The organism is Paraburkholderia sp. SIMBA_030 (assembly GCF_046535245.1).
Classification (GTDB): Bacteria; Pseudomonadota; Gammaproteobacteria; order Burkholderiales; family Burkholderiaceae; genus Paraburkholderia.
The window spans coordinates 49,646-73,398 of sequence record NZ_JAWRXB010000019.1; the positions used below are offsets into that span (position 1 = coordinate 49,646).

The 23,753-nt window shown below is 63.4% G+C and carries 18 protein-coding genes and 3 pseudogenes; 10 read left to right on the top strand and 11 right to left on the bottom strand.

Annotated features, from left to right (window positions below; genetic code table 11):
- Positions 1 to 393 precede the first annotated feature (393 nt).
- Positions 394 to 477 (bottom strand): annotated as a pseudogene (locus SB772_RS28640) (gluconate 5-dehydrogenase); the annotation flags it as partial.
- Positions 478 to 846: 369 nt separating this feature from the next.
- Positions 847 to 1,833 carry a zinc-dependent alcohol dehydrogenase family protein gene (locus SB772_RS28645; RefSeq protein WP_410836537.1) on the bottom strand — a complete coding sequence of 329 codons (987 nt, stop codon included), beginning with the start codon at positions 1,831 to 1,833 and terminating at the stop codon, positions 847 to 849.
- A gap of 103 nt (positions 1,834 to 1,936) precedes the next feature.
- Here SB772_RS28645 and SB772_RS28650 point away from each other — a divergent pair, with 103 nt between their 5' ends.
- Together SB772_RS28650 and SB772_RS28655 are read left to right on the top strand one after the other, a co-directional pair.
- Entirely contained in the window at positions 1,937 to 2,812 is an 876-nt protein-coding gene (locus SB772_RS28650) for a LysR family transcriptional regulator (RefSeq protein WP_410836538.1), read from the top strand.
- Positions 2,813 to 3,071: 259 nt separating this feature from the next.
- Positions 3,072 to 3,662, top strand: coding sequence for a YSC84-related protein (locus SB772_RS28655; protein WP_410836539.1), 591 nt, complete (start codon positions 3,072 to 3,074; stop codon positions 3,660 to 3,662).
- Between the two features lie 86 nt (positions 3,663 to 3,748).
- Here the strand turns inward: SB772_RS28655 and SB772_RS28660 are convergent, their stop codons facing one another.
- On the bottom strand, positions 3,749 to 4,288 hold the full coding sequence (locus SB772_RS28660; protein ID WP_410836644.1) for a YbaK/EbsC family protein: 540 nt from the start codon (positions 4,286 to 4,288) through the stop codon (positions 3,749 to 3,751).
- A 194-nt stretch (positions 4,289 to 4,482) separates the two neighbouring features.
- Between SB772_RS28660 and SB772_RS28665 the strand changes: the two genes are divergently transcribed.
- The gene (locus tag SB772_RS28665; protein ID WP_410836540.1) at positions 4,483 to 5,805 is read left to right on the top strand and encodes a YihY/virulence factor BrkB family protein; all 1,323 of its coding nucleotides are present in this window, start codon (positions 4,483 to 4,485) and stop codon (positions 5,803 to 5,805) included.
- Between the two features lie 429 nt (positions 5,806 to 6,234).
- Positions 6,235 to 7,434 (top strand): porin, encoded by a 1,200-nt coding sequence (locus SB772_RS28670; RefSeq protein WP_410836541.1) that lies wholly within the window; start codon positions 6,235 to 6,237, stop codon positions 7,432 to 7,434.
- A 711-nt stretch (positions 7,435 to 8,145) separates the two neighbouring features.
- Here SB772_RS28670 and SB772_RS28675 read toward each other — a convergent pair.
- From SB772_RS28675 to SB772_RS28710, 8 genes and pseudogenes are all read right to left on the bottom strand, one after another.
- A pseudogene (locus SB772_RS28675) lies at positions 8,146 to 8,801 on the bottom strand (transposase); the annotation flags it as partial.
- Between the two features lie 11 nt (positions 8,802 to 8,812).
- Positions 8,813 to 9,685, bottom strand: a complete 873-nt coding sequence (locus SB772_RS28680; protein WP_410836542.1) for a peptidase — start codon at positions 9,683 to 9,685, stop codon at positions 8,813 to 8,815.
- A 163-nt stretch (positions 9,686 to 9,848) separates the two neighbouring features.
- Positions 9,849 to 10,649: a transglutaminase family protein gene (locus SB772_RS28685; protein WP_410836543.1), complete on the bottom strand. Its 801-nt coding sequence runs from the start codon at positions 10,647 to 10,649 to the stop codon at positions 9,849 to 9,851.
- Positions 10,650 to 10,662: 13 nt separating this feature from the next.
- Positions 10,663 to 11,613 (bottom strand): alpha-E domain-containing protein, encoded by a 951-nt coding sequence (locus SB772_RS28690; RefSeq protein ID WP_341318248.1) that lies wholly within the window; start codon positions 11,611 to 11,613, stop codon positions 10,663 to 10,665.
- A gap of 142 nt (positions 11,614 to 11,755) precedes the next feature.
- Positions 11,756 to 13,165: a circularly permuted type 2 ATP-grasp protein gene (locus tag SB772_RS28695; RefSeq protein ID WP_410836544.1), complete on the bottom strand. Its 1,410-nt coding sequence runs from the start codon at positions 13,163 to 13,165 to the stop codon at positions 11,756 to 11,758.
- Positions 13,166 to 13,626: 461 nt separating this feature from the next.
- Positions 13,627 to 14,079 carry an HU family DNA-binding protein gene (locus tag SB772_RS28700; RefSeq protein WP_410836545.1) on the bottom strand — a complete coding sequence of 151 codons (453 nt, stop codon included), beginning with the start codon at positions 14,077 to 14,079 and terminating at the stop codon, positions 13,627 to 13,629.
- Between the two features lie 322 nt (positions 14,080 to 14,401).
- A complete protein-coding gene (locus tag SB772_RS28705; RefSeq protein WP_410836546.1) occupies positions 14,402 to 15,886 on the bottom strand; it encodes a PLP-dependent aminotransferase family protein in 1,485 nt (494 codons plus the stop codon).
- Between the two features lie 140 nt (positions 15,887 to 16,026).
- Positions 16,027 to 17,007: pseudogene (locus SB772_RS28710) on the bottom strand (peptide MFS transporter); the annotation flags it as partial.
- A gap of 448 nt (positions 17,008 to 17,455) precedes the next feature.
- On the opposite strand from SB772_RS28710, the gene SB772_RS28715 reads away from it, so the two are divergent.
- The 6 genes from SB772_RS28715 to SB772_RS28740 all read left to right on the top strand — a co-directional run bounded on the left by SB772_RS28715 (position 17,456) and on the right by SB772_RS28740 (position 23,731).
- Positions 17,456 to 18,028 (top strand): cupin domain-containing protein, encoded by a 573-nt coding sequence (locus SB772_RS28715; protein WP_410836547.1) that lies wholly within the window; start codon positions 17,456 to 17,458, stop codon positions 18,026 to 18,028.
- Positions 18,029 to 18,201: 173 nt separating this feature from the next.
- Positions 18,202 to 19,818: a peptide ABC transporter substrate-binding protein gene (locus SB772_RS28720; RefSeq protein ID WP_410836548.1), complete on the top strand. Its 1,617-nt coding sequence runs from the start codon at positions 18,202 to 18,204 to the stop codon at positions 19,816 to 19,818.
- A gap of 16 nt (positions 19,819 to 19,834) precedes the next feature.
- Positions 19,835 to 20,773 (top strand): ABC transporter permease subunit, encoded by a 939-nt coding sequence (locus SB772_RS28725; protein ID WP_410836549.1) that lies wholly within the window; start codon positions 19,835 to 19,837, stop codon positions 20,771 to 20,773.
- A 3-nt stretch (positions 20,774 to 20,776) separates the two neighbouring features.
- On the top strand, positions 20,777 to 21,691 hold the full coding sequence (locus SB772_RS28730) for an ABC transporter permease (protein ID WP_410836550.1): 915 nt from the start codon (positions 20,777 to 20,779) through the stop codon (positions 21,689 to 21,691).
- 1 nt (position 21,692) lies between these two features.
- Complete coding sequence (locus SB772_RS28735; protein WP_410836551.1) at positions 21,693 to 22,688, top strand: ABC transporter ATP-binding protein; 996 nt, start codon at positions 21,693 to 21,695, stop codon at positions 22,686 to 22,688.
- Complete coding sequence (locus SB772_RS28740) at positions 22,685 to 23,731, top strand: ABC transporter ATP-binding protein (RefSeq protein ID WP_410836552.1); 1,047 nt, start codon at positions 22,685 to 22,687, stop codon at positions 23,729 to 23,731. The genes SB772_RS28735 and SB772_RS28740 overlap by 4 nt, the downstream gene beginning before the upstream one ends.
- The last annotated feature ends 22 nt before the right edge of the window (positions 23,732 to 23,753 follow it).

Here is a 23,753-nt window from a genome sequence, read left to right on the forward strand (position 1 = left end):
TTTCAATTAAATTCGCGGTCGATTCGTCAAATATCGTCATTTCTCAATCTTGAAAAACGCTACTTTTTTCTTTGGTCATGCAGTCCGACCGATTCTTTTTATTTAACATCCAGCCCGCTTCGGCATAGGAATCGAGCGGTTGTGTTTCGGGGCCGAGCCGTGGCGCAGAAGCGGCATGAAGGCGCGACTGAGGTTTGTTTTCGAGGTGGGAAACAGGCGGCGAAACGACGATGAAGCATTCGAACGCTTCACATAAGCGTTTATCCGAACATAGGGGAGAGATTAGAAGGACGGGAGTGAGGGCAATCACACAGACAGTTCAAACCGAGCGGGTTTACACTGCCGTCCAATTGCCCTTTGTCTGTCAGTATTACTCTGAATACGGCGCTCGAATCAAAGCGACGCAATTACGTCGCCACCAACATACAAAATATGTCCATTGACGAAATTCGATGCATCGCTGAATAGAAAGACCGCGATATGTGGGACCCAATCGGCACGCGGTAACCGGTCAGAACCGGACCGTCGGAGCCGGGTGCGCCGAGAAAATCAGCAGCGCCGTCAGCGACAGCAAACCGAACATCACCGCGGGACTGTTGAAGTGCGTCGTCGGCAGCAACGATGCGAGCGACTCGCCCCCGGCACGGCACCGGATAAGAGCAAGATGTGGGCGAAGGTTAGGCGCGTGTCGAAATGACATGTCAGCAGATTGCCTGGCACTTCGAACAACACGTGCGAAGGCGTGTTGCGACAACTGGAGTTCGACGCGGCGAGGGCCGATCAAGCGCCAGCGGAACTGCGAGCAACTCAGCGCAACTCAGCCCAGCTCGAACCGTCCTGCTCCGCTCAAGCAACCCCGACCACCACCTTGCCTCGCGCGCTGCCGTCGGTCAGCGCATCATAAGCAAGCTGCGCCGAACCCAGATCGAAGCGGCGCGCGTCGAGGCGTGGCGCGAGCTTGCCTTGCTCCGCCAGTCGCGTCGCCACCCGCAGCATCTCGCCGTGATGCGCGCGGCCTTCGCCGGACAGCAGCGCATGAAGCGTGAACACGCCCGAATAAGTGGCTTCCCGAAACGACAGCGACGCCAGTGCATGGGTGCCCCAGCCGAGCGCGCTCACCACATAGCCGAAGTGCTTCACTGCGGCGAACGAAGCATCCAGCGTCGCCCCGCCCACCGTATCGACGACCAGGTCGAAGCCCACACCTTGCGTCGTCGACGCCACATACTGCTCGACCGACTGCGCGCGGTAATCGATCGGCGTGGCGCCAAGCGCTTCGACCACGCTGCGGTCGCGCTCGCTGACCGTCGCGAAGACAGTCGCGCCGAGCGCGCTCGCCAATTGCACCGACACATATCCGACACCGCCCGCGCCGCCGTGCACGAGCACGGTTTGCCCGGCCTGCAAGTGCGCGCGATCGACGATGCCCGAGTACGCCGTGATGAAAGCGAGCGGCAGCGCGGCGGCCTCGCGCATAGACAGATTCGACGGCTTCAACGCCACTAGGTCCGCATCGACGGCTGCATATTGCGCGAGCGAACCCTGTATCCCGCCGACACCACCGGTCATGCCGTACACCTGGTCGCCTGCCTTGAACGCGCTGACACCGGCGCCTACCGCCTCGACGACGCCCGCCATGTCGATACCCAGCACCAGCGGCAGCGGATGTCTGGCGTGGCCGGCCGCGCCAGCGCGAATTTTGGTGTCGAGCGGATTCAGGCCGCTCGCGGCGATGTGCACCAATACTTCGCCGCGCGCCGGCTCGGGCCGCGGCAGTTCGGTGAACTCGAGCGGACCGTTGTATTGCGTCAGAACGAGGGCTTGCATGGACATGATGGCTTCCTGGGATGTGGGTACGTGAACGAGTCGATACGTGCATAATCGTCCATGCGAAAAGGCACGTAAATCGACACTTCTGCACAGCACGCAAACGAAAATGAATGGCTCGACACTGGACTGGAGCGATGTCCGCATCTTTCTGGCAATCGCTCGCGGCGGCACGCTCGGCGCGGCCGCGAGGCTCGCCGGACAGACCCAGCCGACCATGGGACGCCGGCTGCGCGCGCTGGAGTCGGCCGTCGGTCATACGTTGTTTCAACGCACCCGCGACGGCTTCGTGCTGACCGACGAGGGTAGCGCGGTCATGCTTTACGCCGAGCGCATGGAAGAAGAAGCGCTGGGTTTCAGCCGCGCGCTGAGCGGCAAGGAACAGCAACTCATCGGAGCGCTGCGGGTTTCGTCGTCGGACTGGTTCGGCGTTCATGTGCTGACGCCGGTGTTCGCGCGGTTTCTTGAAAGACATCGCGAGGTGTCGATCGAACTCGTCACCGATTCGCGCCGCTACAATCTGGCGCGTCGCGAGGCCGATCTGGTGTTTCGGATCACGCCGTTCGACGAGGCGGATGTCATCCAGCGCAAGCTGATGCACATCGACTACGCGCTGTACGGCCGCGCCGATCTGGCGGCGGCATACACGGGTGAAGGCGACGGCGCCGGTCAGACGCTCATCGGTATGGACAGCGCGTTCGGCTCACTGCCCGACGTCGTCTGGGTCAAGCGGATGCTGCCTCAAGCGCGCGTCGCCTTCGGCAGCAACAATCGCGGCGCGCAGGCACGCATGTGCGCGGAAGGCGCGGGCCTCGCGGTGCTGCCGCGCCCGCTCGGCGACAGCACGCCCGGACTTGCGCGCATCGAACTGGACGAAGCGCCGCCGGGCCGCGACGTCTGGTTCGGCTATCACCGCGACTTGCGAGGGCTGGGACGGCTACGGGCGCTGCTCGATATGACGATCGAGGCCCTAGGCAACGTGTAGGACGGCGCGGTTTCGTCAAAGCCTGTCTTGAAGCAATTGCACGCGGTTGCACGCGGTTGCATCTCGGGGCTGCATGATTCATCAGGGGGAGATCGTGCGAAGAAGCAGCACTGAGCACGGGCCACACGAGGCGACGTAACAGGCACGGGAACTGCTGTCCCCAGATTGCGTCACATGCCTGTTCCCGGTCGATTCCGGCGGGGGCAAAGAGGACGGCGACAGCCGAACCTCCCATAACGAACGCATAGGGAGAGCCATCATGCGCAGACGACAATTCATCACCACCACCGGCGCCGTCCTGGCAACGGCGGGTCTTGGCCTCGCCGGCTGCACCACAACGTCTCCGTCTTCGAGCGCGTCTGCTTCGGCCAACGCGGGCAAGCGCGACACGATCAATGCCGGCGTCGATTCAACCCTCGATCGGCTTTACTCGAACGTCGCCGGTTCACGCGAACTCGTTGCCAAAGCGCGCGGCGTGCTCGTGTTTCCGTCCGTCATCTCCGCCGGCTTCTGGGTCGGCGGACAATATGGCGAAGGCGCGTTGCGCGTCGGCGGACGCACGGCGGGATACTACAGCACGGTCGCAGGGTCGCTCGGCTTGCAGATCGGCGCGCAATCCAAGGCGCTCATATTCCTTTTCATGACGCAGGATGCGCTCGACAAATTCCTTGGCAGCCAGGGGTGGGCGGCGGGTGCCGATGCGACGGTCGCGGTGCTGAAGGTTGGCGCCAATGGCGCGATTGATACGTCGACCGCTACCAAACCGGTCGAGGCTTTCGTGCTGACTAACGGCGGGTTGATGGCTGGGGTGTCGCTGGAAGGCACCAAGATTTCACGATTGATTATTTGAGCCAACGGGCCCATTGCGTAGCGCTTTTTGGTTGCACGCCACAGGGCAAGCAGACAAAAAGCGCCACGCAGGCGAGAAACAGCGTTTCAGCCTGCTGGCAAGGTCAGCGAGGCGACCTCGCATCGAGGCAACTGCCGCAATATATCCGGCGCCAACAGCAGCTTGGCTGCCCTAACCCCGGCGCCCATCACAATCTGAGCACGCTCCGTCACGGCAGCATCGACGAGAATGCGCCAATCGTCCGGCAAGCCGAAGGCCGTAATCCCGCCGAACTCCATTCCGCTATGCTCCACAGCGGCTTCCCGCCTGGCAAACGAAAGCCGCTGCGCACCGAGCGCAGCCTTCACCGCGCCGTTGATATCCAGACGCAACGACCCCAGCGAGACCAGCGCCGCATAATGCTCGGCGCCCTCCTTCTTATAGCGAATCACGATGGTGTTCGCGCAGTCTTCCAGGCCGAAGCCGTAACGTGCGCTGAATTCGGCGGTGTCGGAGGCGTCGTCGCTGACGGCGAACACCGTGACGCCCCGGGCCGGCAACTGCGCGGCGACATGCGCGGGCAGACACGCGCCCAGTTGTTCGGCTGGAATCACGTCCAGCTGCTGTACGAGTTCGTGTGAGTGCATAGTGACAAGAATGTGAGGGTCCACTGGCATTCTAACGGCACACCTGGCTCGCGCGTGTCGACGAGACCTGCATGCCGCCTTGCTATAGTGACAGGCGCACGGTTTGCAGAAGACCTCAACGCAAAGACGGCTTCGAGACCGCCTCAACGGCACAATGCCGCATCCGGCGCCAGGACCCCATTGAGAAGACGACCATGGACACGGACACGCTTTCCGCCGACAACCTCCGGATGGTGGCCCGCAAGCAAGCCAACTGGGCAATCGGCGCATTCAAACAGTTTGCCGACGACCGCTGCGCAGCCATGGCCGCCAGCATCGCGTTCTATGCAGCCTTCTCGCTCGCGCCGACGCTGGTGATGGTGATTGCCGTAGCCGGCTGGTTCTTCGGCGCGCAAGCCGCGCGCGGCGAACTATTCGACCACATTCATGGCCTGCTCGGCGACCAGGCCGCCGCAGGCGTGCAAACCATCGTCGAGAACGCGCATCACAGTGGCAACGCGGGCGGCGTCGCAGCGATCATTTCGTTCACGATGCTGGCGATCGGCGCGTCCGCCACCTTCTCATCGCTCAACAGCGCACTCAATATAGTCTGGCCCAACACCGGGCCGCGCTCGTCGAGCGTGATCGCGATGGTCCGGGTCCGGCTGATTTCGTTCGGTCTCGTACTGGGCGTCGCGTTCCTGCTGATCGTCTCGCTGGTGCTCGATACGGTCATCACGTTCATCGGCAAGTGGCTCTGGGGCGACTCTCCGTATGTCGTGATCGGAAACCTGCTGCAACTCGGGGTCGGTTTGCTGGTGCTGGCGTTCGCGTTTGCCGGCTTGCTGAAGTTCTTGCCCGATGCCCGGGTGCAGTGGCGCGATGCGTTGGTCGGCGGGATCGTTGCGGCCGTGCTGTTCTCGACGGGTAAGAAGCTGTTCGCCTTGTATATCGCTCATGCGGGGATGGCAAGCACGTTCGGCGCGGCCGGCTCGCTCGCGGTGCTGCTGATGTGGCTGTACTTCTCGGCGGCCGTGCTGCTGCTCGGCGCGGAATTCTCGGCGGCGCGCGGCCGCCTGCACGACCCGCGCGGCGAATGGGGCATGCAGGACAACCCACCCCCCGGCAGCCGCGCGAAGCTTGCTTCGGTGCTCGCCGCGTCGACGGTATCAGCGGATGCGGTGCCGCGCGCGAACGGGCGCGCGACCGGCGGCGGCGCCGTCACGCCCGTGGCCGGCGCTGCGGCCGCGGCGGGTTCCGCTTCCGCTCAAGGCATGGCTTCCTCGACGGACCAACCACGGCGGAAAGCGTCGGCGCGCACTACGGCAATCAAAATCGGCCGCGGCGTCGTGCATGCCGAAGCGCAAGCCACCCGCGCCGCGGCCGTCACGCTGGTGGAGGCAAGGCGCAAAGCCATCGCGGCGGATCGTTATGTCAGGCGGCATCCATGGGGCTCGGTCCTGCTGGCAGCGGCCGCCGGGATTGCCGTCGCCACAGTGGCGCGCCTTGGCGCTGATAACGACGAAAGCGGTGCATGAGGCGGAAAGCCTCATGCACCGCTGCAAGGCGGCATGTGAGGCCCCCGAAGATCGCAAACTCATGTGATGCTCATTCGTGGTGCATGCCCACAATCTCCAGCGCGTTCGTCAACTGACAAGCATTCCCGCTTTTATGCGAACGCTACGGATCCGGCACAAAAAATAGACGACTAGATTACAAAAATCATACAAACAGGTGTCTGAATTGCATGTGCTGCAATCTTCACTGTCGACAAAACAACAATAATGCTCAGTCAACGAATCAATATTGCCGAAACAGCAACAATCGTTAACGGGCTTTAAATACAAGGCTTTGTAGCTTTTGTTACTTTTTGGCGACACTCTTTTTTTTCCTGTTCTTACCTTTAGAGGCAGTGAGCTATTCTCCTTTCCGCAACAAAGAAACTAATCATCTGCGTGGAGAAATGGATGAAACGAATCGCACTGTCGACCCTCTCGCTGGCATTGCTCGGCGCTGCAGGCGCAGCACATGCACAGAGCAGCGTGACGCTTTATGGCTTGATCGATGACTCGATCCAGTATGTTCATAACGCGGACACGGCCAACAACCACCTTTTTCAACTCTTTCCGGGCAACCTGCAGGGTAGCCGCTGGGGCATGAAGGGTACGGAAGACCTGGGCGGTGGCCTGAAGGCGATCTTCCAGTTGGAAAGCGGCTTCAACCCGAACAACGGCAAGATGGGCTCGTACGGCACGGGCACGAAGCTGTTCGGCCGTCAGGCATATGTCGGTGTGACGCACGACGCGTACGGTACGTTCACGCTGGGTCGCCAGTATGACCCGGTCGTCGACCTGGTCCAGCCGCTGACGGGTGACAACTACTTCGGCAGCACGTTCACGACGCCGGGCGACGTTGACAACAACGACAACAGCTCGCGTACGAACAACGCCATCAAGTACGTCTCGCCGGTGTGGGGCGGCTTCCAGATCGAAGGCATGTATGCTCTCGGCGGCGTCGCTGGCGCAACGGGCGCAGGCCAATCGTGGGCAGGCGCAGCAACGTGGAGCGGTGGTCCGTTCAGCGTTGCAGCTGGCTACTTCCGCATGGAAAACGGCAACACGCTGGCAAGCCGCGGCGTCACTCCGGCAACGCCGGCTGGCGTCTGGAATACGGGCGTGACGTCGGACGCTACGTTTGACGGCTCGAACATCAACGGTGCGTACCAGTCGGCCAAGCAGATCGACATCACGTCGGCAGCTGGCCAATTTGTCACGGGTCCGTTCACGTTCAACATCCGTTACAGCTTCGCGCAGTACAAGCCGGACGCATTCTCGGGCTTCGCGTCGCAGCAGAAGTTCCAGGTTGCTGGCGCTTACGCAGGCTGGCAGGTCACGCCGGCAATGCTGCTCGGTCTGGGCTACATCTACACGCACGGCTCTGGCGACGCGTCGGCAAGCTACAACCAGGTTTCGCTGGGCGGCGACTACAATCTGTCGAAGCGTACCGACCTGTACCTGGTCGGTGCTTACCAGAAAGCAAGCGGCCATCAGCGTGATCAAGGCACGGGCGCCATCGTCGACGCAGGCGCATCGGTCGGCTCGTATGGCTACCAGGCAGGTAAGGACCACCAGGAAATCATCAGCCTGGGTATCCGTCACAAGTTCTAATCGAGCTTGACGAACTGCTGAAGCAGCACGCAGTTGAAAACCAGCCACGGGTGATAAACCTGCGGCTGGTTTTTTTTCGTCCCCGGTTTGAAGCGGCAGAGCCGGTCGGCATGTGCAAGGCATAGCAGGACGGACGCCCACGCGGGCATACATTGCACGTCCAGCCGGATCAACGGGGGATAAAAGAAAAGGCCGCCAGCGAAGCCTTTGGCAGGCTCGTGACGACATTGGTGTGACCTCTCGGCAGCGGGTTCCCCCGACTGTCCTTCTATGAGCAGGAAATTGTCAAGCGCCGTAGCGGGGTCAAGGGCAGGCGAAGGCTGGCGTAGCGGCCCCCCTTGACGCTGCGAAGGCGCGATATGCTGGCGTATGGCTGGCGATCGCCTGGATTATTGCGCTCGCCAGCCATACAGGCGCATTTCTGCCGTGCCTGTTCCTCACCGTCAACCATTGCTGCGATGCGTTCTACGTCCTGGCCCGAAGCCGATCGTCGCGTGCGTCGGAGCTGACGTCCCGACCACCTTCTATCCGCTGGCAAGGAGCCAGCCTCATCCTGCATGCGCGTTGCGCCGACATCCTCACCGGGAACATGCCCCATCTTGAGAAGCGGTTGCGTCAGCAACCAGGACAGTCGCCGGGCATGTTCACACCAGACCTGTCTGCTACGTACTGCCTGGCTAAAAGATACCTCCTTCCTGCCAAACCTTGGGCTTATGTGGACTTCAGCTGTGCCCCGTCGGGGATCACGCCGTCCTTCAGATAGCGCCACAGCGCGATCGCGAGACGTCGCGCCACCGCGACGATCGCGATGCGTCGGGCGCGACGGTTCGGTCCCGTGCCCTGGGTGCGCTGGTTGAACCCCACTGTGTCAGTGCGCTGCCGGGCTGGTAACGCAGCCAGGTCCACGCCATCTCGACCAGCAGCGCGCACACCCGTCGGTTACCCTGCCTGCTGATGCCCTGATCGACCTGGCTCTCGCCGCTGTCGTACGGCTGTGGCACCAGTCCGACGCAGGCGCCCACCTGGCGCCGGTTGCTGAACTCCCTCCAGAACAGCTCGAGCGCGAGGCGCGACGCGCCCACTTCGCCGATCCCCTTCGGGCGCGCCAAGTCATTGCTTCGCTGGCGCGCGGGGGCCGGCACGCTCACCTGGCGCGTCTTCTCCAGCGCGGCGAACTGCTGCTGCGCCAGCGCGAGCCGTTCGCACTCGCGCAGCAGCCGCTCCCGCAACTCGCGCGGCAGCGGCGCGCCGTCGTGGCACCGCACCTCATCGCGGGCGAGCCGGCCGGCGAAGGCCTTGTGGTCGACCTCCTCCCAGCAGCCAAGCGTGGCCAGCAGCTTACGCATCCGGTCGCGATGCTGCAGCACTCACTATCCGTCTAACGGCGCTGAACCTTCGCCTTATCCGACTGCGCCAGCGTCTGCGCCGGCTTCACTTCGAGTTCATGCTCGACGCCGTCGGCACCCACCGGCGCGCGATGCAGCACCAGCGTGCGCTCGCGCTGCTGCATCGGCACATTGGGCGACTCCTGCCAGTCCGGCTCGGGAATCTCGCCGAACACCTGACGCAGCCGCTCGCCCCACGTGCGGTGAATCATCTCGAAGTACGCGTTGTCGTGATCGATCGAGACGAACCGCGTGACGCGCAGCGAATCCTTCTGGTACACCAGCAGATCGAGCGGCAAACCGACCGACAGATTCGAGCGCAGCGTCGAATCCATTGAAATCAGCGCGCACTTGGCGGCTTCGTCGAGCGGCGTGGACGGCGTCAGCACGCGATCGATGATCGGCTTGCCGTACTTGGCCTCGCCGATCTGGAAATACGGATTCACGGCCGACGCTTCGATGAAATTACCCGCCGAGTAGATCATGAACAGGTGCGGCCGGTTGCCCGCGATCTGGCCGCCCAGAATGAAGCTGCAATTGAAGTCGACGCCGAATTCCTGCAACGCCTCAGCCTCACGCTGGTGCACGCAACGCACCGCGCGCCCGATCACGCGCGCCGCGTCGGCCATGGTCGGCGCCGTCCAGAGCGTTGGCTGGGCAGCATCGGCCGGCTCGGTGAGTTCGTGCAGCACGGCTTGCGTCAGCGACAGATTGCCGGCGCCGAGCAGTACGAGCATGCGTTCGCCCGGCATCTCGAACACCGACATCTTGCGCGCCGTGCTGATGTGATCGACGCCCGCGTTGGTGCGGGTGTCCGAGAGGAACACGAGCCCTTCGTCGACGGACATCGCGACACAGTAGGTCATAAGAAAAAGTACCCGCGAAAAACGACAGAACGCCGCTATTGTAATGCGGCGCGTATGCGCCTTTATCACGTATTAGGGTCTTTGCGGGCCTTTTCTGTATGTCTGTGCGGGCTGACGCGCATTCGCGCCGCCCCTCCCAGACCTCCCGAGCCGCTCCTGGCCGCTACTGCGACTGCTGCGCGCTGACCGTCACGGACACCTTCAACTCCTCTTCCAGCCCGCCGATACGCCGGCCGCGCACCGGCGCGGCGGCTTCGTAATCGCGCGCGACGGCGAGCCGGCAGTAGCTTTCGCTGGCAAACGCGGCGTGCGTCACGTCGATGGAAATCCAGCCACGGCCGTCGAGCCACACGTCGACCCATGCATGGCTCGCCGCGTGCGGCACGTCGCCTGGTTCGATGTAGCCGCTCACGTAGCGCGCTGGAATGCCGCGCGCCCGGCAGCAGGCCAGCATCAGATGCGCGTGGTCCTGACACACGCCGTTGCCGAGCGCGAGCGCCTGCGCAGCAGTGCTGGTCACCTCGGTGATGCCCGAGCGGTATTTCACGCGCTGCATGATCTGTTCGGACAGTTCGATCAGGCCGCTCGAAGTCGTCAGGACCGGCACCGATTCGGCCAGTTCGCGGACTGCAGCGTCGGCCTCGGTGAGGCGCGTCGCGCAGGTGAAGTGTTCGAGCGGAATCGGCCCGACGCTGTCGGGCAGGTGACCGTCGATGAGCGCAATCGTGTCCACTTCTCCAGCCACATGCAGACGGATCTCGTTATGCGGCTTGTTGATGACCAGCGTGTGCAGCACGTTGCCGTAAGCGTCCAAGGTAGCGTCGAGCTTGCCGGGCGCATCGATGCTCCAGCGCCGCACCACCTGCGAGGCGCCGCTTGCCGGCGTCAGACGCAGTTGCTGGATCGAATAATGGACCGTCGCTTCGTAGCGATAGGCGGTGTCGTGGCGGATCGTCAGGTACATATAAAAAACTCCGTCAGGCGACTGGCAGCATCAGATAGGTGCGGGCGACCAGATTGCCGAGTTCGAACACGCGTGCAAGGAACTGCGTGAGATAAGCGTGCAGGCCGGTTTCGAAAATCTGCCGGATGTCGGAGTACACCAGTTCGGCGCGCAGCTTGCCGGCGAAGCGTTCGCACTGGTTCGAGCCCTGTGTGCGCAGCATCGCCAGATTCGCGCAGACGCCTTCGAGCGACGCCAGCAGCGAGCGCGGCATCTGCTGGTTCAGGATCATCAGTTCGACCACCCGCGCCGGCGTCACGACATCGCGATACACCTTCCGATAGATTTCGAGCGCCGACACCGAGCTGAGAATCGAGGTCCAATAGTAAAAATCTTCGAGCTGGCGCGCGGCGTCGCGTGAATTCGGTTCGACGTCGGCAAAGCGCACGTCGAGAATCCGCGCGGTGTTGTCGGCCCGTTCAAGGAAGGTGCCGAGCTGCGTGAAGAAGAACGCGTCGTCTTGCAACGCGGTGCCGATCGTCACGCCACGCGACAGATGCGAGCGGAATTTCACCCACTCGAACAGCGCGCCCGGGTTGCCCGCGGCCTGACCGGACGCGGTGCGCTCGTTGAATTCCAGCCAGGTGTCGTTGATGGTTTCCCACCATTCGGTCGTCAACGTGCCGCGCACCGCGCGGGCGTTTTCGCGCGCGGCCTGCAAACACGAATGAATGCTCGACGGATTGGTCGAATCGGCCACCATGAAATCGAGCACGTTTTCGCGGGTCGGTTCGTCGTAGCGCTGCGCGAATGCGGTTTCGAGCTCGGAGATGCGCAGCACCGAGCGTTGCGCGCGCGCTTCCTGCTCGGGCGTCTGCGGCAACAACTGCGCCTTCAGGTTGATGTCGAGCATGCGGGCGGTGTTCTCCGCGCGCTCCATGTAGCGGGCCATCCAGAAGAGGTGATCGGCGGTGCGGCTTAGCATGACGGCGTTCCGTATCTGATGACGCGAAGCCTTTGAAAAAGGCCCGCGCTGGTTATCCGTGTGCGCAGGCGGCGCATAGGGTGCGTCGCCGGCTTGTTGAGTCGCGGATGTGCTCGCATGAGCGAGCGCATCCGCAGGCCCGTCAGTCGACCATCCAGGTGTCCTTGGTGCCGCCCCCTTGCGACGAATTGACGACTAGCGAGCCTTCCTGCAACGCCACGCGCGTCAGCCCGCCCGCCACCATCGTGACGGTCTTGCCGGACAGCACGAAGGGCCGCAAGTCGATATGGCGCGGCGCGATGCCTGCTTCGACGAACGTCGGACACGCGGACAACGCCAGCGTCGGCTGCGCGATATAGCCAGCCGGGCGCGCGATCAGGCGCTCGCGGAACGATTCGATTTCGGCTTTCGTCGAGGCCGGTCCCACCAGCATCCCGTAGCCGCCGGCACCGTGCACTTCCTTCACGACGAGTTCGGGCAGATGCGCCAGCGTGTACGCGAGATCGTCGGGCTTGCGGCACTGATAGGTCGGCACGTTGTTGAGGATCGGCTTTTCGCCGAGGTAGAACTCGATCATCTCCGGCACGTACGGGTAGATCGATTTGTCGTCGGCGATGCCGGTGCCCATCGCATTCGCGAGCGCGACGCGCCCGGCGCGATACGCGGTCAACAGACCCGGCACGCCGAGCGCCGAATCGTTACGGAATGCGAGCGGATCGAGGAAGTCGTCATCGACGCGGCGGTAGATCACATCGACGCGCTTCGGACCCTGCGTGGTGCGCATGAACACGTAGTTGTCGTCGACGAACAGATCCTTGCCTTCCACCAGTTCGACGCCCATCTGCTGCGCGAGGAACGTGTGCTCGAAATACGCGGAGTTGTACATGCCCGGCGTGAGCACCACGACAACCGGATCGTCGACGCCTTCGGGCGCCACCGAACGCAGCGTGTCGAGCAGCAGATCGGGATAGTGCGCGACCGGCGCAATGCGGTTCTGCACGAACAGTTCCGGGAACAGCCGCATCATCATCTTGCGGTTTTCCAGCATGTAGGACACACCGGACGGCACCCGCAGGTTGTCTTCGAGCACGTAGAACGCGCCCTCGTCGCCGGCGCGCACCACGTCGACGCCGGCGATATGCGCGTAAACACCGAGCGGCACATTCACGCCCTGCATTTCGGGCCGGTACTGCGCGTTGGTATAGACCTGCTCGGCCGGCACGATCCCGGCGCGCACGATATTGCGCCCGTGATAAACGTCGTGGATGAACAGGTTGAGCGCCTGCACGCGCTGTCGCAAACCCGCTTCCAGCGTCTGCCATTCGCTGCGCGGAATGATGCGCGGAATCAGGTCGAAGGGAATCAACCGCTCGGTACCCGACAAATCGCCGTTTACCGCGAAGGTGATGCCGACCCGGCGGAATAGCAGGTCCGCTTCGGCGCGTTTGCGCGCGATCGCTTCATTACCCTGCTTCACCAGCCATCGTTCGAAGCGTGCGTAGTGTGGCCGCACGGCATCGTCGTGATGGCGCATCTCGTCATAGCATCGCATGTCACGCCCCGCTCTTGTTGTCGGATAGAAGGCGAATGCGCTGCGCATTCGGTGTTCGACAACCGTTGAAGCAAGCGCTATGCCATTGGGCTTTTTCGCGTGTAAAACGCCCCACATGCACACGAACAGCGCATCCCGGCCAGCATGGCCCCCGCCGCCATCGTACTGCGGCGGCCCATGATGCGCTAGTACGGTGCATGCCCGGCACCGCGGCGGCCACCTCGGAATCAGGCCTGAACCTGCGCCGCCTCGCCACCGAACTCGCACCGAACTCGCACCGAACTCGCACCAGGTTCGCGGCACGTTGACGGCGCGTGTCCAGGCAACTCGCAAAACCACCGGGCGCGCGCATAAAAAAATCCCCGCGGATTCGCACCCGCGGGGATTCAGACAACCTGCATTGCCGGTCGGCTCACGCGTTCGCCGCAGTTAAAAAAACCGCGGCAACGCATGAAGCGCGATCAGCCTGCTGCTGCGTCTTTCAGCTTCTTCAGCGGGCGTGCCTTGATGCGCACGCTAGCCGGCTTGGCCGGGAACCAACGCTCTTCGCCCGTGAACGGGTCTTTGCCGAAGCGCTTCTTCTTCGCCGGCACGGTTTGCGCGACGATCTTCAGAAGACCCGACAGCGTGAATTCGCCAGCGCCCTTCTTGTGCACGGCGCCGAGGATCGTGTCTTCGAGCGCGGCCAGCACGGCCTTGGCAGCCTTCAGTTCCACAGCGGCGCGTTCAGCGACGTGTGCAGCCAGCGAGGCCTTCGTGAAGGTGTCCTTGATCGGCGACGGTGCGCTGGACGCCTTCACGGCGACCTTCTTAGCTGCGACGGCCTTCTTCGCAGGAACTTTCTTTGCAGCAACCTTCTTGGTCGGTACCGGGGCAGCAGCCTTCTTGGCCACCTTTTTTGCGGAAGTCGGCATGTTTCTCCTACCTGTTGTGGTCAGTGAATTGCACGAAGCGCACACGGTATGTGCACGCTTCAACGCCGGATTCTACAAGCGCTAATACGATTTGCGCGACTCTTTTGTGCATAACGGCCAAGGTTTGTTGCGCGGCGCAGACTGCGCAACACATTTTGATGCTTGTTTTAGCGGGTATTTCGCGGGTAAGCGCGCTTCGAAGCGCGCTGCAATACCAACACGTAACGCACGTTACAGCGCGTTTCGATGCGTGGAAACAGGTACTTTCGTATCCATCGGCAGCGCGATCGCAGTCCGTGGCAGCCAATAGCCGATACCGTATTTAGCCGGCGAGGCGCGGCAACATGCCGGCAAGCGTGGTGAGTGCCGCGTCGATATGCTCGACGGCAATGCCGCCGTAGCCGAAGATCAAGCCGGGCTGCGGCTTCGCGCGCAGATGGAACGGCGCGAGTCCGTATAGACCGATCGATGCTTCACGCGCGGCGCTCACAATCGCTGCTTCGGTCAAAGGCGCTTTCAGACGCGCGGCCATATGGATGCCCGCGGTCGGCACGATCGGCTCGAACCACGGCGCGAGGTCGCCGTGCAAGTGGTCCAGCAGCATCGCGCGGCGCGCCGCGTAGATCTTGTGCATGCGCCGCAGATGCCTGGCGAAGTCGCCGTTGAGCATGAAGGTCGCGAGCGCGGTTTGCGTGAGCGTGCAGCCGTGCCAGTCGGCGATCTGGCGGGCCTTGAAAAGCGGCACGAAGAGCGACGCCGGCGGCACCGCATAGCCGACCCGCAGCTCCGGAAATATCGTCTTCGAGAAGGTGCCCACGTACGCAACCAGCCCGGCGCGGTCGAGACTCTTCAACGGCTCCATCGACCGGCCTTCGAAGCGGTACTCGCAGTCGTAATCGTCCTCGATGATCACGGCACCGCGTTTCTGCGCCCATTCGAGCAACTCGACGCGCCGCTCGAGACTCATCGGCATGCCGAGCGGAAACTGATGCGACGGCGTGACGTAGACGAGCCGCGCCTTGTCCGGCAGCTTACGCACGATCAGGCCTTCGCTATCCACCGGCACCGGCACGACGCGCGCGCCGGTGGCCGTGAAGCATGCATGGGCCGGCGGATAGCCGGGGTCCTCGATCGCCGCGACATCGCCTGGCCGCAGCGTGATGCGCGCCAGCAGATCGAGCGCGTGTTGCGCACCTTGCGTGACGATCACGTCTTCCCAATTGCTCGCCACCGCGCGGTTGAACGCGAGGTAGCGCGAGATCGCGAGGCGCAATTCCTGTTCGCCGGCCGCATCGTGATAAACGCCTTGGCCACGCGTTTGCACGCGCAATGCATGGTTCACGCAGCGGCGCCAGACGTCGAAGGGGAACAGCGATTTGTCGGTCGTGCCGCCGACAAAGTCTTGCGGTGACGGCACCGTGGGCCGCGGCAACGGCAAGGCGTCGGGCATCTGCTCCCATAGCGGCTGGGCGCGAGCGCGGGCGTTGCCTTTGGCTTTGGCTCTCGCCTGCTCGCGCGCGGAGACCGCTGCGCGCGCGTGCGACGAGCGCTCCACCGGCAAGCGCTCCAGGCCGTCGGCGACGAAGGTGCCTGAACCGGCGCGAGCGTTCAGATAGCCTTCGGCGAGGAGCCGCTCGAATACGTCGAGCGTGGTCTTGCGCGACACGCCCAGTTGCGTGGCGAGATCGCGCGTGGACGGCAGCCGCGTGCCGCCGGCGAGGCGCCCTTCGAGAATCCCGGCGCGCAGTTGCCGGTAGATCTGTCCGGATAGATCGTGACGCCCTTCGACCGCGATATGGATGTCCATCCGAGTGGTTACCTCAAATAATCCAGAAATGATCACTTCGAACGACCAATACCGATTGTAAGCTTACCTCCGTCGCCCGCTTGAAGCGGACACTTTCGATAAGGAGCAGGTCATGCAATCACATGATTGCGATCAACGATTTACTCCGTCACCGCGCCCAGCACAGCCGTTTGCCGCGCGTTCTCACGCGCTTCGTCGCCGCAACGCTGATGCTCGCGCGAAAGCTTGCGCATCAGCGGCAACAGCAGCACGGCGATCAGCGCGCCCACCGCCGCGAGCCAGCCCAAGCCGTTAAATAACCTGGTGTACAGCGGCAACGATTCGAGCGGATCCAGATTGGCCGCCGGCATCTGCGCAAAATTCGCGACCACGCTGCCGAGATACTGCGACACGCCGGTCGCGACAAAGTGAGCGCCCATCATGAAGCCGCTCATGCGCGCCGGCACGTAGCGCGCGATCATCGCGAGGCCCAGCCCGCTGACCAGCAACTCGCCCAGCGAGTACAAACCGTAGCCGCCCACCATGAACCACGACGACACGCGGCCATTCACCGCGTAGTTGCCGCTGGCCGCATACACGAAGAAGCCGGCCGCCACCGCCGCGAAGCCGATCGCGTACTTCACCGCCACCGGCACGTCCTTGCCGCGCTTCGCGAGCTTCGTATATAGCAGCGCGAGCACCGGGCTCAGCAGCATGATCCAGATCGGATTGAGCGCCTGGAATTGCGCGGCGCTCCACGTGAACAGCGTCACGCCGAACAGCGAAAAGTGCGGATCGACGTTGCGCAGCGCGAACAGCGTCAACGACGTCGACATTTGCACGTAGAACACGAAGAACAGAATCACCTGCGCGGTCAGAATCAGCGCGGCAAGCAGACCCGAGCGCTCCGAGCGTTCGCACTTGACCAGCATGTAGGCGAAGATCGCCAGAATCGCGACGCCCGCCGTGTACACGCAGGCCACCGCGATCGCCTTGTGTTGCAGCACGAACATTGTCGCCGTACCGAGCACGACGCCGCCCAGCGCGACCGCGCCGACGCGTTTCCAGCGGATCGGTCCGGCGTCCGGCGCGGAGCCGATATGCGCGAGGGTGCGGAACATGATGAAGTAGTTCAGCACAGCGACAGGGCCGGCGTGCGATGTGAACACGTGCGCCCTCCGCCAAGCGGGGGAGATTCTGTAAATAGAAGCATTCTTCGTCACTCAGGGAATTCACTGATCCCGCTCGATTACCTTCCCTTACATGCCATCCGGCGTTCGTTTCTCGATCTCGCCGTCGCGAAAAATAGCCTTTGGCGTCATGCCTTTAATGGCCTCTGATACTCAATCTGCATAGCAGAATGCGCGCTGCGCATATATTGAGCTACGGCCCGAATACCTTTCGAATTCCCATCACGCGCCAGCCAAATCGGCGGGCGCCCTTCTCGCTTCTGGCAACATAGAGCGTTGTCTCGAAAATGCGGCCCCTTGCTCGACCGGGCACTGAACGGCCCGCCACCCCGGCCTGGCGCGCAATCAAACCATATTTACTTATATCAAACAAATTTTGACGGGCTAATTTCCTCCTGCTATGGTCACGACAATTCAAAAGAACAATCCGGCTCTCGAACTCGGCAGCAAGATCCGCGCGTTGCGGCAACGGCTAAAGCGCACGCTCGACGACACAGCAACTGCGGCTGGTATTTCAAAGCCGTTTTTGTCGCAAGTCGAACGCGGCCTGGCGTCACCGTCCATCACTTCGCTGGCCGGGATTGCCAGCGCGCTCGGGGTGACGGTGCAGTATTTCGTCGACACACCCAGCGAAGAACGCTGCGTGAGTCGCGGCGATCAGTTGAAGTTTTTCGGTTTTGCGGATTCGGCCAATCTGTTTGCACGGCTGACCAACCTGACGGGCGGCCGTCAGCTCGAAGCGATCCTCGTGAGGATGCCGCCCGGGCAGAAGCGCTCCGAAGTGACCACGCACGCCGGTGAAGAGTTTGTTTATGTGATCGACGGCGAAGTGTCGTTGACGCTGGAAGGCAAGACGTTCGTGTTGCACGCGGGAGACAGCGCGCATTACGAATCGACGGTGCCCCATAGCTGGGTGAATACCGCTCGCGTGGAGTCAGTGGTCGTCTGGGTCGGCACACCGAGACTGTTTTAAGAAGCAGGCACCTTTTCCGGTTGGTCCGGCCAGGGATTGCCTGCATTACGAAATGTAAGGAATCCTGCATGTCGGACAAGCAACAAGGGCCGCCCCGGCCCGAGCAGCGCAGATAACCGGGCGCCCTGGCGTCAGCGCGTTCCTCTTTCGACCTTTCCTTGCGATCTCAATCGATGAAAACCCCGTTCGTCTACGCGACGGCGCTGACCGCGCTCGTCCTTACGCTTCAGCCTTCCGCCTTCGCCGTCACGGTGCCTGCTGGCGTCACGCTTGCCGCCAGCCAGGAGCTCACCCGCCAGGTGCCGTCCGAAACCGAATCGCTCGACCCGGCACACATCGAATCGTGGACCGGCGACACGATCGCGCTCGACCTGTTCGAAGGCCTGACGCGCATCGACGCAGCCGGCGCGATCGTGCCTGGCGTCGCGCAATCGTGGACGCGCACGGGGCCGGATACGTGGGTCTTCAAGCTGCGCCACGATGCGCGCTGGAGCAACGGCCAGCCCGTCACGGCCGCCGACTTCGTGTACGCGTGGCAACGCGTGCTCGATCCGAAGACGGGTTCGAAATACACCGTGCTGGTCGAGTTCGTGAAGAACGCCAAGGCGATCATCGCCGGCAAGGCGCCGCTGACGAGTCTCGCCGCGCGCGCCGTCGATCCGTACACGCTCGAGGTCACCACCGAGGTGCCCGCCGCCTTCTTCCCGCAACTGACTGCCATGCCCGCCATGGTGCCGGTCAATCGCGCGACCGTGACGAAGTTCGGCGGCGACTGGACCCGTCCGGGCAATTTCGTCGGCAACGGCCCGTATGCGCTGACCGATTGGCAGCCGGGCAACCGGCTGGTGGGCACTAAAAGCAGCACATACTGGAACGCCGGCAAGGTCGTGATCACGAAGGTCACGTATCTGCCGATCGAAAACGACGAAACGGCAATGCGCATGTATCAGGCCGGCCAGTTCGACTACACGTATTCGATTCCGTCGGGCATCTATTCGCAGGTGAGCAAGCAGTTCGGCGCCGAACTGAAAACCGGGGTGCAGATCGCCACCTACTATTACAGCCTGAACAACGAAGACCCCGCATTCAAGGACAAACGCGTGCGCCAGGCACTGTCGATGGTGCTGGACCGCGACCTGCTGACCTCGCGCCTGACCGAGGACGGCGAGTTGCCGATGTACGGCCTGATCTCCAAGGGCACGCAAGGCGCGGCCGTATTCAAGCCTGACTGGGCCAGCTGGCCGATGCCGAAGCGTGTCGAGTACGCGCGCAATCTGCTGAAGGAAGCCGGCTACTCCGACGCGAAGCCGCTCACTTTCACGCTCACTTACAACACCAACGATCTGCACAAGAAAGTCGCGCTCTTCGCGGTTTCGGAATGGCGCACCAAGCTCGGCGTGAGCGCCAGGCTGGAAAACGTCGAATACAAAGTGCTGCTCAAGCAGCGTCACGACGGCAAGGTGCAGGCATCGCGCGACGGCTGGTTCGTCGACTACAACGACGCCAACTCGTATTTCGATCTGATACGCTGCAACAGCGTGCAGAACGATCAACACTACTGCAATCCGCAAGTGGACAAACTGGTCGATGAAGGCAACCAGCAACTCGACGACGCCAGACGCACCGCCCTGCTCACGCAAGCGCACGATCTGGCGATGAACGACTACCCGATCGTGCCGCTCTTCCAGTACTCGGCGGACCGGCTGGTCAAACCGTACGTGGGCGGCTACACGTCGACCAATTACGTCGACCAGCGCGCCACGCAAGACATGTATCTGATCAAGCACTGAGCGCGGGAGCCCTGTCATGCTGGCCTATACGCTGCGCCGCACGCTCTGGGCGATCCCGACGATTCTCGCCGTGATCACCGCGTGCTATCTGCTGCTGCACCTCACCCCGGGCGGGCCGTTCGACACCGAGAAGCATCTGTCGGCGGCCGTGCTCGCGAACCTCAACGCCAAGTACCACCTCGACGAACCGTTGTGGCTGCAGTACCTCCATTACCTGGGCGCGTTGCTGCACGGCGACCTCGGTCCGTCGTTCCGCTACGCCGACTGGTCGGTCAACGATCTGGTGTGGAAGGCGTTGCCGGTGAGTCTCGGCGTGGGCGGCGTATCGGTGCCGATCGCGGTCGTGATCGGCGTCACGCTCGGCACGCTGGCTGCCGTGCGGCGCGACCGTTTCATCGATCACCTGGTGATGGTGCTCGGCAATATCGGCAACGTGGTGCCGCCGTTCGTGCTGGGCCCGGTGCTGGTGTGGATCTTCGCGATCCTGCTGAAGACCTCCGAAGGCCACGGCTGGCTGCCGGCCGGCGGCTGGGGCGAAGGCGAGTGGCGCTATCGCGTGCTGCCGATCGTGCTGCTCACCATCATCAACGTCGCCGCGATCGCTCGCGTGATGCGCGGCAGCATGATCGAAGTGCTGACGGGCAATTTCATCCGCACCGCCCGCGCCAAAGGGCTGCCGGGCCGCACGATCGTGTTGCGCCATGCGTTGAAGCCCGCGCTGATGCCGGTGGTGTCGCTGCTCGGCTCGATCTGCATCTCGTCGATCACCGCGGCGGTGGTCACCGAATCGGTGTTCGCGCTGCCCGGCCTCGGCCAACTGGTCGTCAACGGCGCGATCAACCGCGACTACACCCTCGTGCTCGGCCTCGTCGTGCTGACGACCGCCGTGGCCGTGCTGTTCAATCTGCTGGTCGATCTGGCGTACGCCTGGCTCGATCCGCGCATCCGGTACTGATCCATGCCCCGCTCAATTCAATCGACTGCCGCGGCGCTCGATCCGCTCGCGGCCATCGCGAAGGCGCCGCGTTCGCGCGGCCCGCTCGCCACCGCCGCCATGCGCTTCGTGCGCAATCGCGCGGCGTTTGCCGGGTTCGTCGTGTTGCTGCTGATCGTGATCGCTTGCGGCGCGGGTCCGTGGCTGTTGCCGAATAATCCGATCGACAGCGACTGGAGCGCGATCAGTCTGCCGCCGACATTGCTGAACATGCACTGGTTCGGCACCGACGAACTCGGCCGCGACCTGCTCGCGCGCACGCTGCAAGGCGGGCGCGTGTCGCTGGAAGTCGGTCTGCTCGGCACGCTGGTGTCGGGGCTGATCGGCGTCGCGTATGGCGCGAGCGCCGGTTATCTGGGCGGGCGCGTCGACGCGGTGATGATGCGCATCGTCGACATGATGTATGCGATCCCCTACATGCTGATCGCGATCCTGATGATGACGATGTTCGGCCGCGCGTTCTATCTGGTCGTGCTGACCATCAGCGCATTCTCGTGGCTCGACATGGCGCGCGTGGTGCGCGGCCAGACGCTGTCGCTGCGTTCGCGCGAATTCATCGACGCCGCCCGCGCGATCGGAGTGAGTTCACGCTCGATCATCGCGCGCCACATCGTGCCGAATCTGTTCGGCGTGGTGGTCGTGTACGCGAGCGTGACGGTGCCGAACATCGTGCTGACGGAATCGGTGCTGTCGTTTCTCGGCCTCGGCGTGCAGGAACCGATGACGAGCTGGGGCGTGCTGATTCAGGACGGCGCGCAGAAGCTCGAATCGATGCCGTGGCTGCTGCTGTGTCCGGCCGTGATGTTGTGCGTGACGCTGTATTGCGTGAATTTCGTCGGCGACGGTCTGCGCGACGCATTCGATCCGAAGGACCGCTGACATGCCGCTACTCGAAGTCAAAGACCTGAGCGTGCGCTTCACGCGCCGCGAAGGCGCGCCCGTCGACGCGGTGCAAGGCGTGTCGTTTTCGCTGGAAGCCGGCCGCACGCTCGGCATCGTCGGCGAATCGGGATCGGGCAAGAGCCAGACGGTGATGGCGTTGCTGGGCCTGCTGGCCGGCAACGGCAAGGTGTCAGGCGTTGCGCGCTATCGCGGCGAGAACCTGCTGACGATGAACGAAGCCGCGCTGAACGGGATTCGCGGCGACCGCATCGGCATGATCTTCCAGGACCCGATGACCTCGCTCAATCCGTTCCTGACGATCGAACGGCAGATGACCGAAACGCTGCAACTGCATCGCAAGATGTCGCGCCGCGAAGCGCGCCGCCGCGCGATCGAAACGCTCGATACGGTGCGCATTCCCGACGCCGCGCGGCGCATCGACATGTATCCGCACGAGTTTTCCGGCGGCATGCGCCAGCGCGTGATGATCGCGATGGCGCTGCTCTCCGAGCCGGAAATCCTGATCGCCGACGAGCCGACCACCGCGCTCGACGTGACCGTGCAGGCGCAAATCATCGAGTTGCTGCGCGAGCTGAATCGCGAACGCGGCACCGCGATCATTCTGATCACGCACGACATGGGCGTGGTAGCCGGTTTATGCGACGACGTGATGGTGATGTACGCCGGCCAGACCGTCGAGCAGGCGAGCGCCGCCGCGCTGTTCGCCGCACCGACCCATCCGTACACGATCGGCCTGCTGAACGCCCTGCCGCGCCTGACCGACGACGACGACCGCCCGCTGCAAACCATTCCCGGCAATCCGCCGCTGCCCGGCGAAGTCGGCGCGGGTTGCGCGTTCGCACCGCGCTGCGCGTATTGCAGCGACCGGTGCCGCGAATCGCGCCCGGCGCTCACGGCATCGCAGACAGACGCCGGCGCGCTACGCGCGTGCCATCGGCCCGCGCTGGAAATCATTGAGGCACAACACGCATGAGCGCCACATCAACTGCAAGCCAGGATCCGGCAACGTTGCTGTCGGTCGACACTCTCAAGGTGCAATTCGGCGTGCCGCGCGGCGGCTTTCCGTGGTCCGGCAAAGCGACGCTGCGCGCGGTGGACGGCGTGTCGTTCAACGTGCGGCGCGGCGAAACCGTGGGCCTCGTCGGCGAATCGGGTTGCGGCAAGTCCACGCTGGCGCGCGCGATCATCGGACTCGCGCCGGTGGCGAGCGGCAGCGTGCGCTGGCTCGGTAACGAAACCGTCCTGCCGGATGCGTGCCGCGACACCTCGCGTTTGCGCCGCGACGTACAGATGATTTTCCAGGACCCGCTCGCCTCGCTCGATCCGCGCATGACGATCGAACAGATCGTCGCCGAGCCGCTCACCACGTACGGGCAGGACGTCTCCCGCACCGACGTGCAGCGGCGCGTGCTGACGATGCTCGAACGTGTCGGCCTCAACGCGCAGCATCTGCGCCGCTATCCGCATGAATTTTCCGGTGGCCAGTGTCAGCGCGTCGGCATTGCGCGCGCGTTGATCGGCGAGCCGCAACTGGTGATCTGCGACGAGCCGGTGTCGGCGCTCGACGTGTCGATTCAGGCGCAGATCGTCAACCTGCTGCGCGATCTGCAACGCGAGTTGTCGCTGTCGCTGCTGTTCGTCGCGCACGATCTCGCGGTCGTCAAGGCAATCAGCCATCGCGTGCTGGTCATGTATCTGGGACGTGTGATGGAGTTCGGCGACAAGCGCGAGGTGTACGGCACGCCGCGCCATCCGTATACGCGCGCGTTGTTGTCGGCGGTGCCGGTGCCCGATCCGGCCGTCGAACGTGCGCGCCGTCATCTGCTGCTGCGCGGCGAGATTGCGTCGCCGCTCAGCCCGCCCTCCGGTTGCGCGTTTCGCACGCGTTGCCCGGATGCGATCGAGGCCTGCGCGCAGGAGATTCCGCAGCCTGTCACGCACGCAGCGAGCGCGACGCGCGTCGCGTGCATTCGCGTGGGGGACGCCCGGGAGGAAGCACCCTTGGGGGGCCGCTAGCTTGCCAGAATCGGCTCGCTTC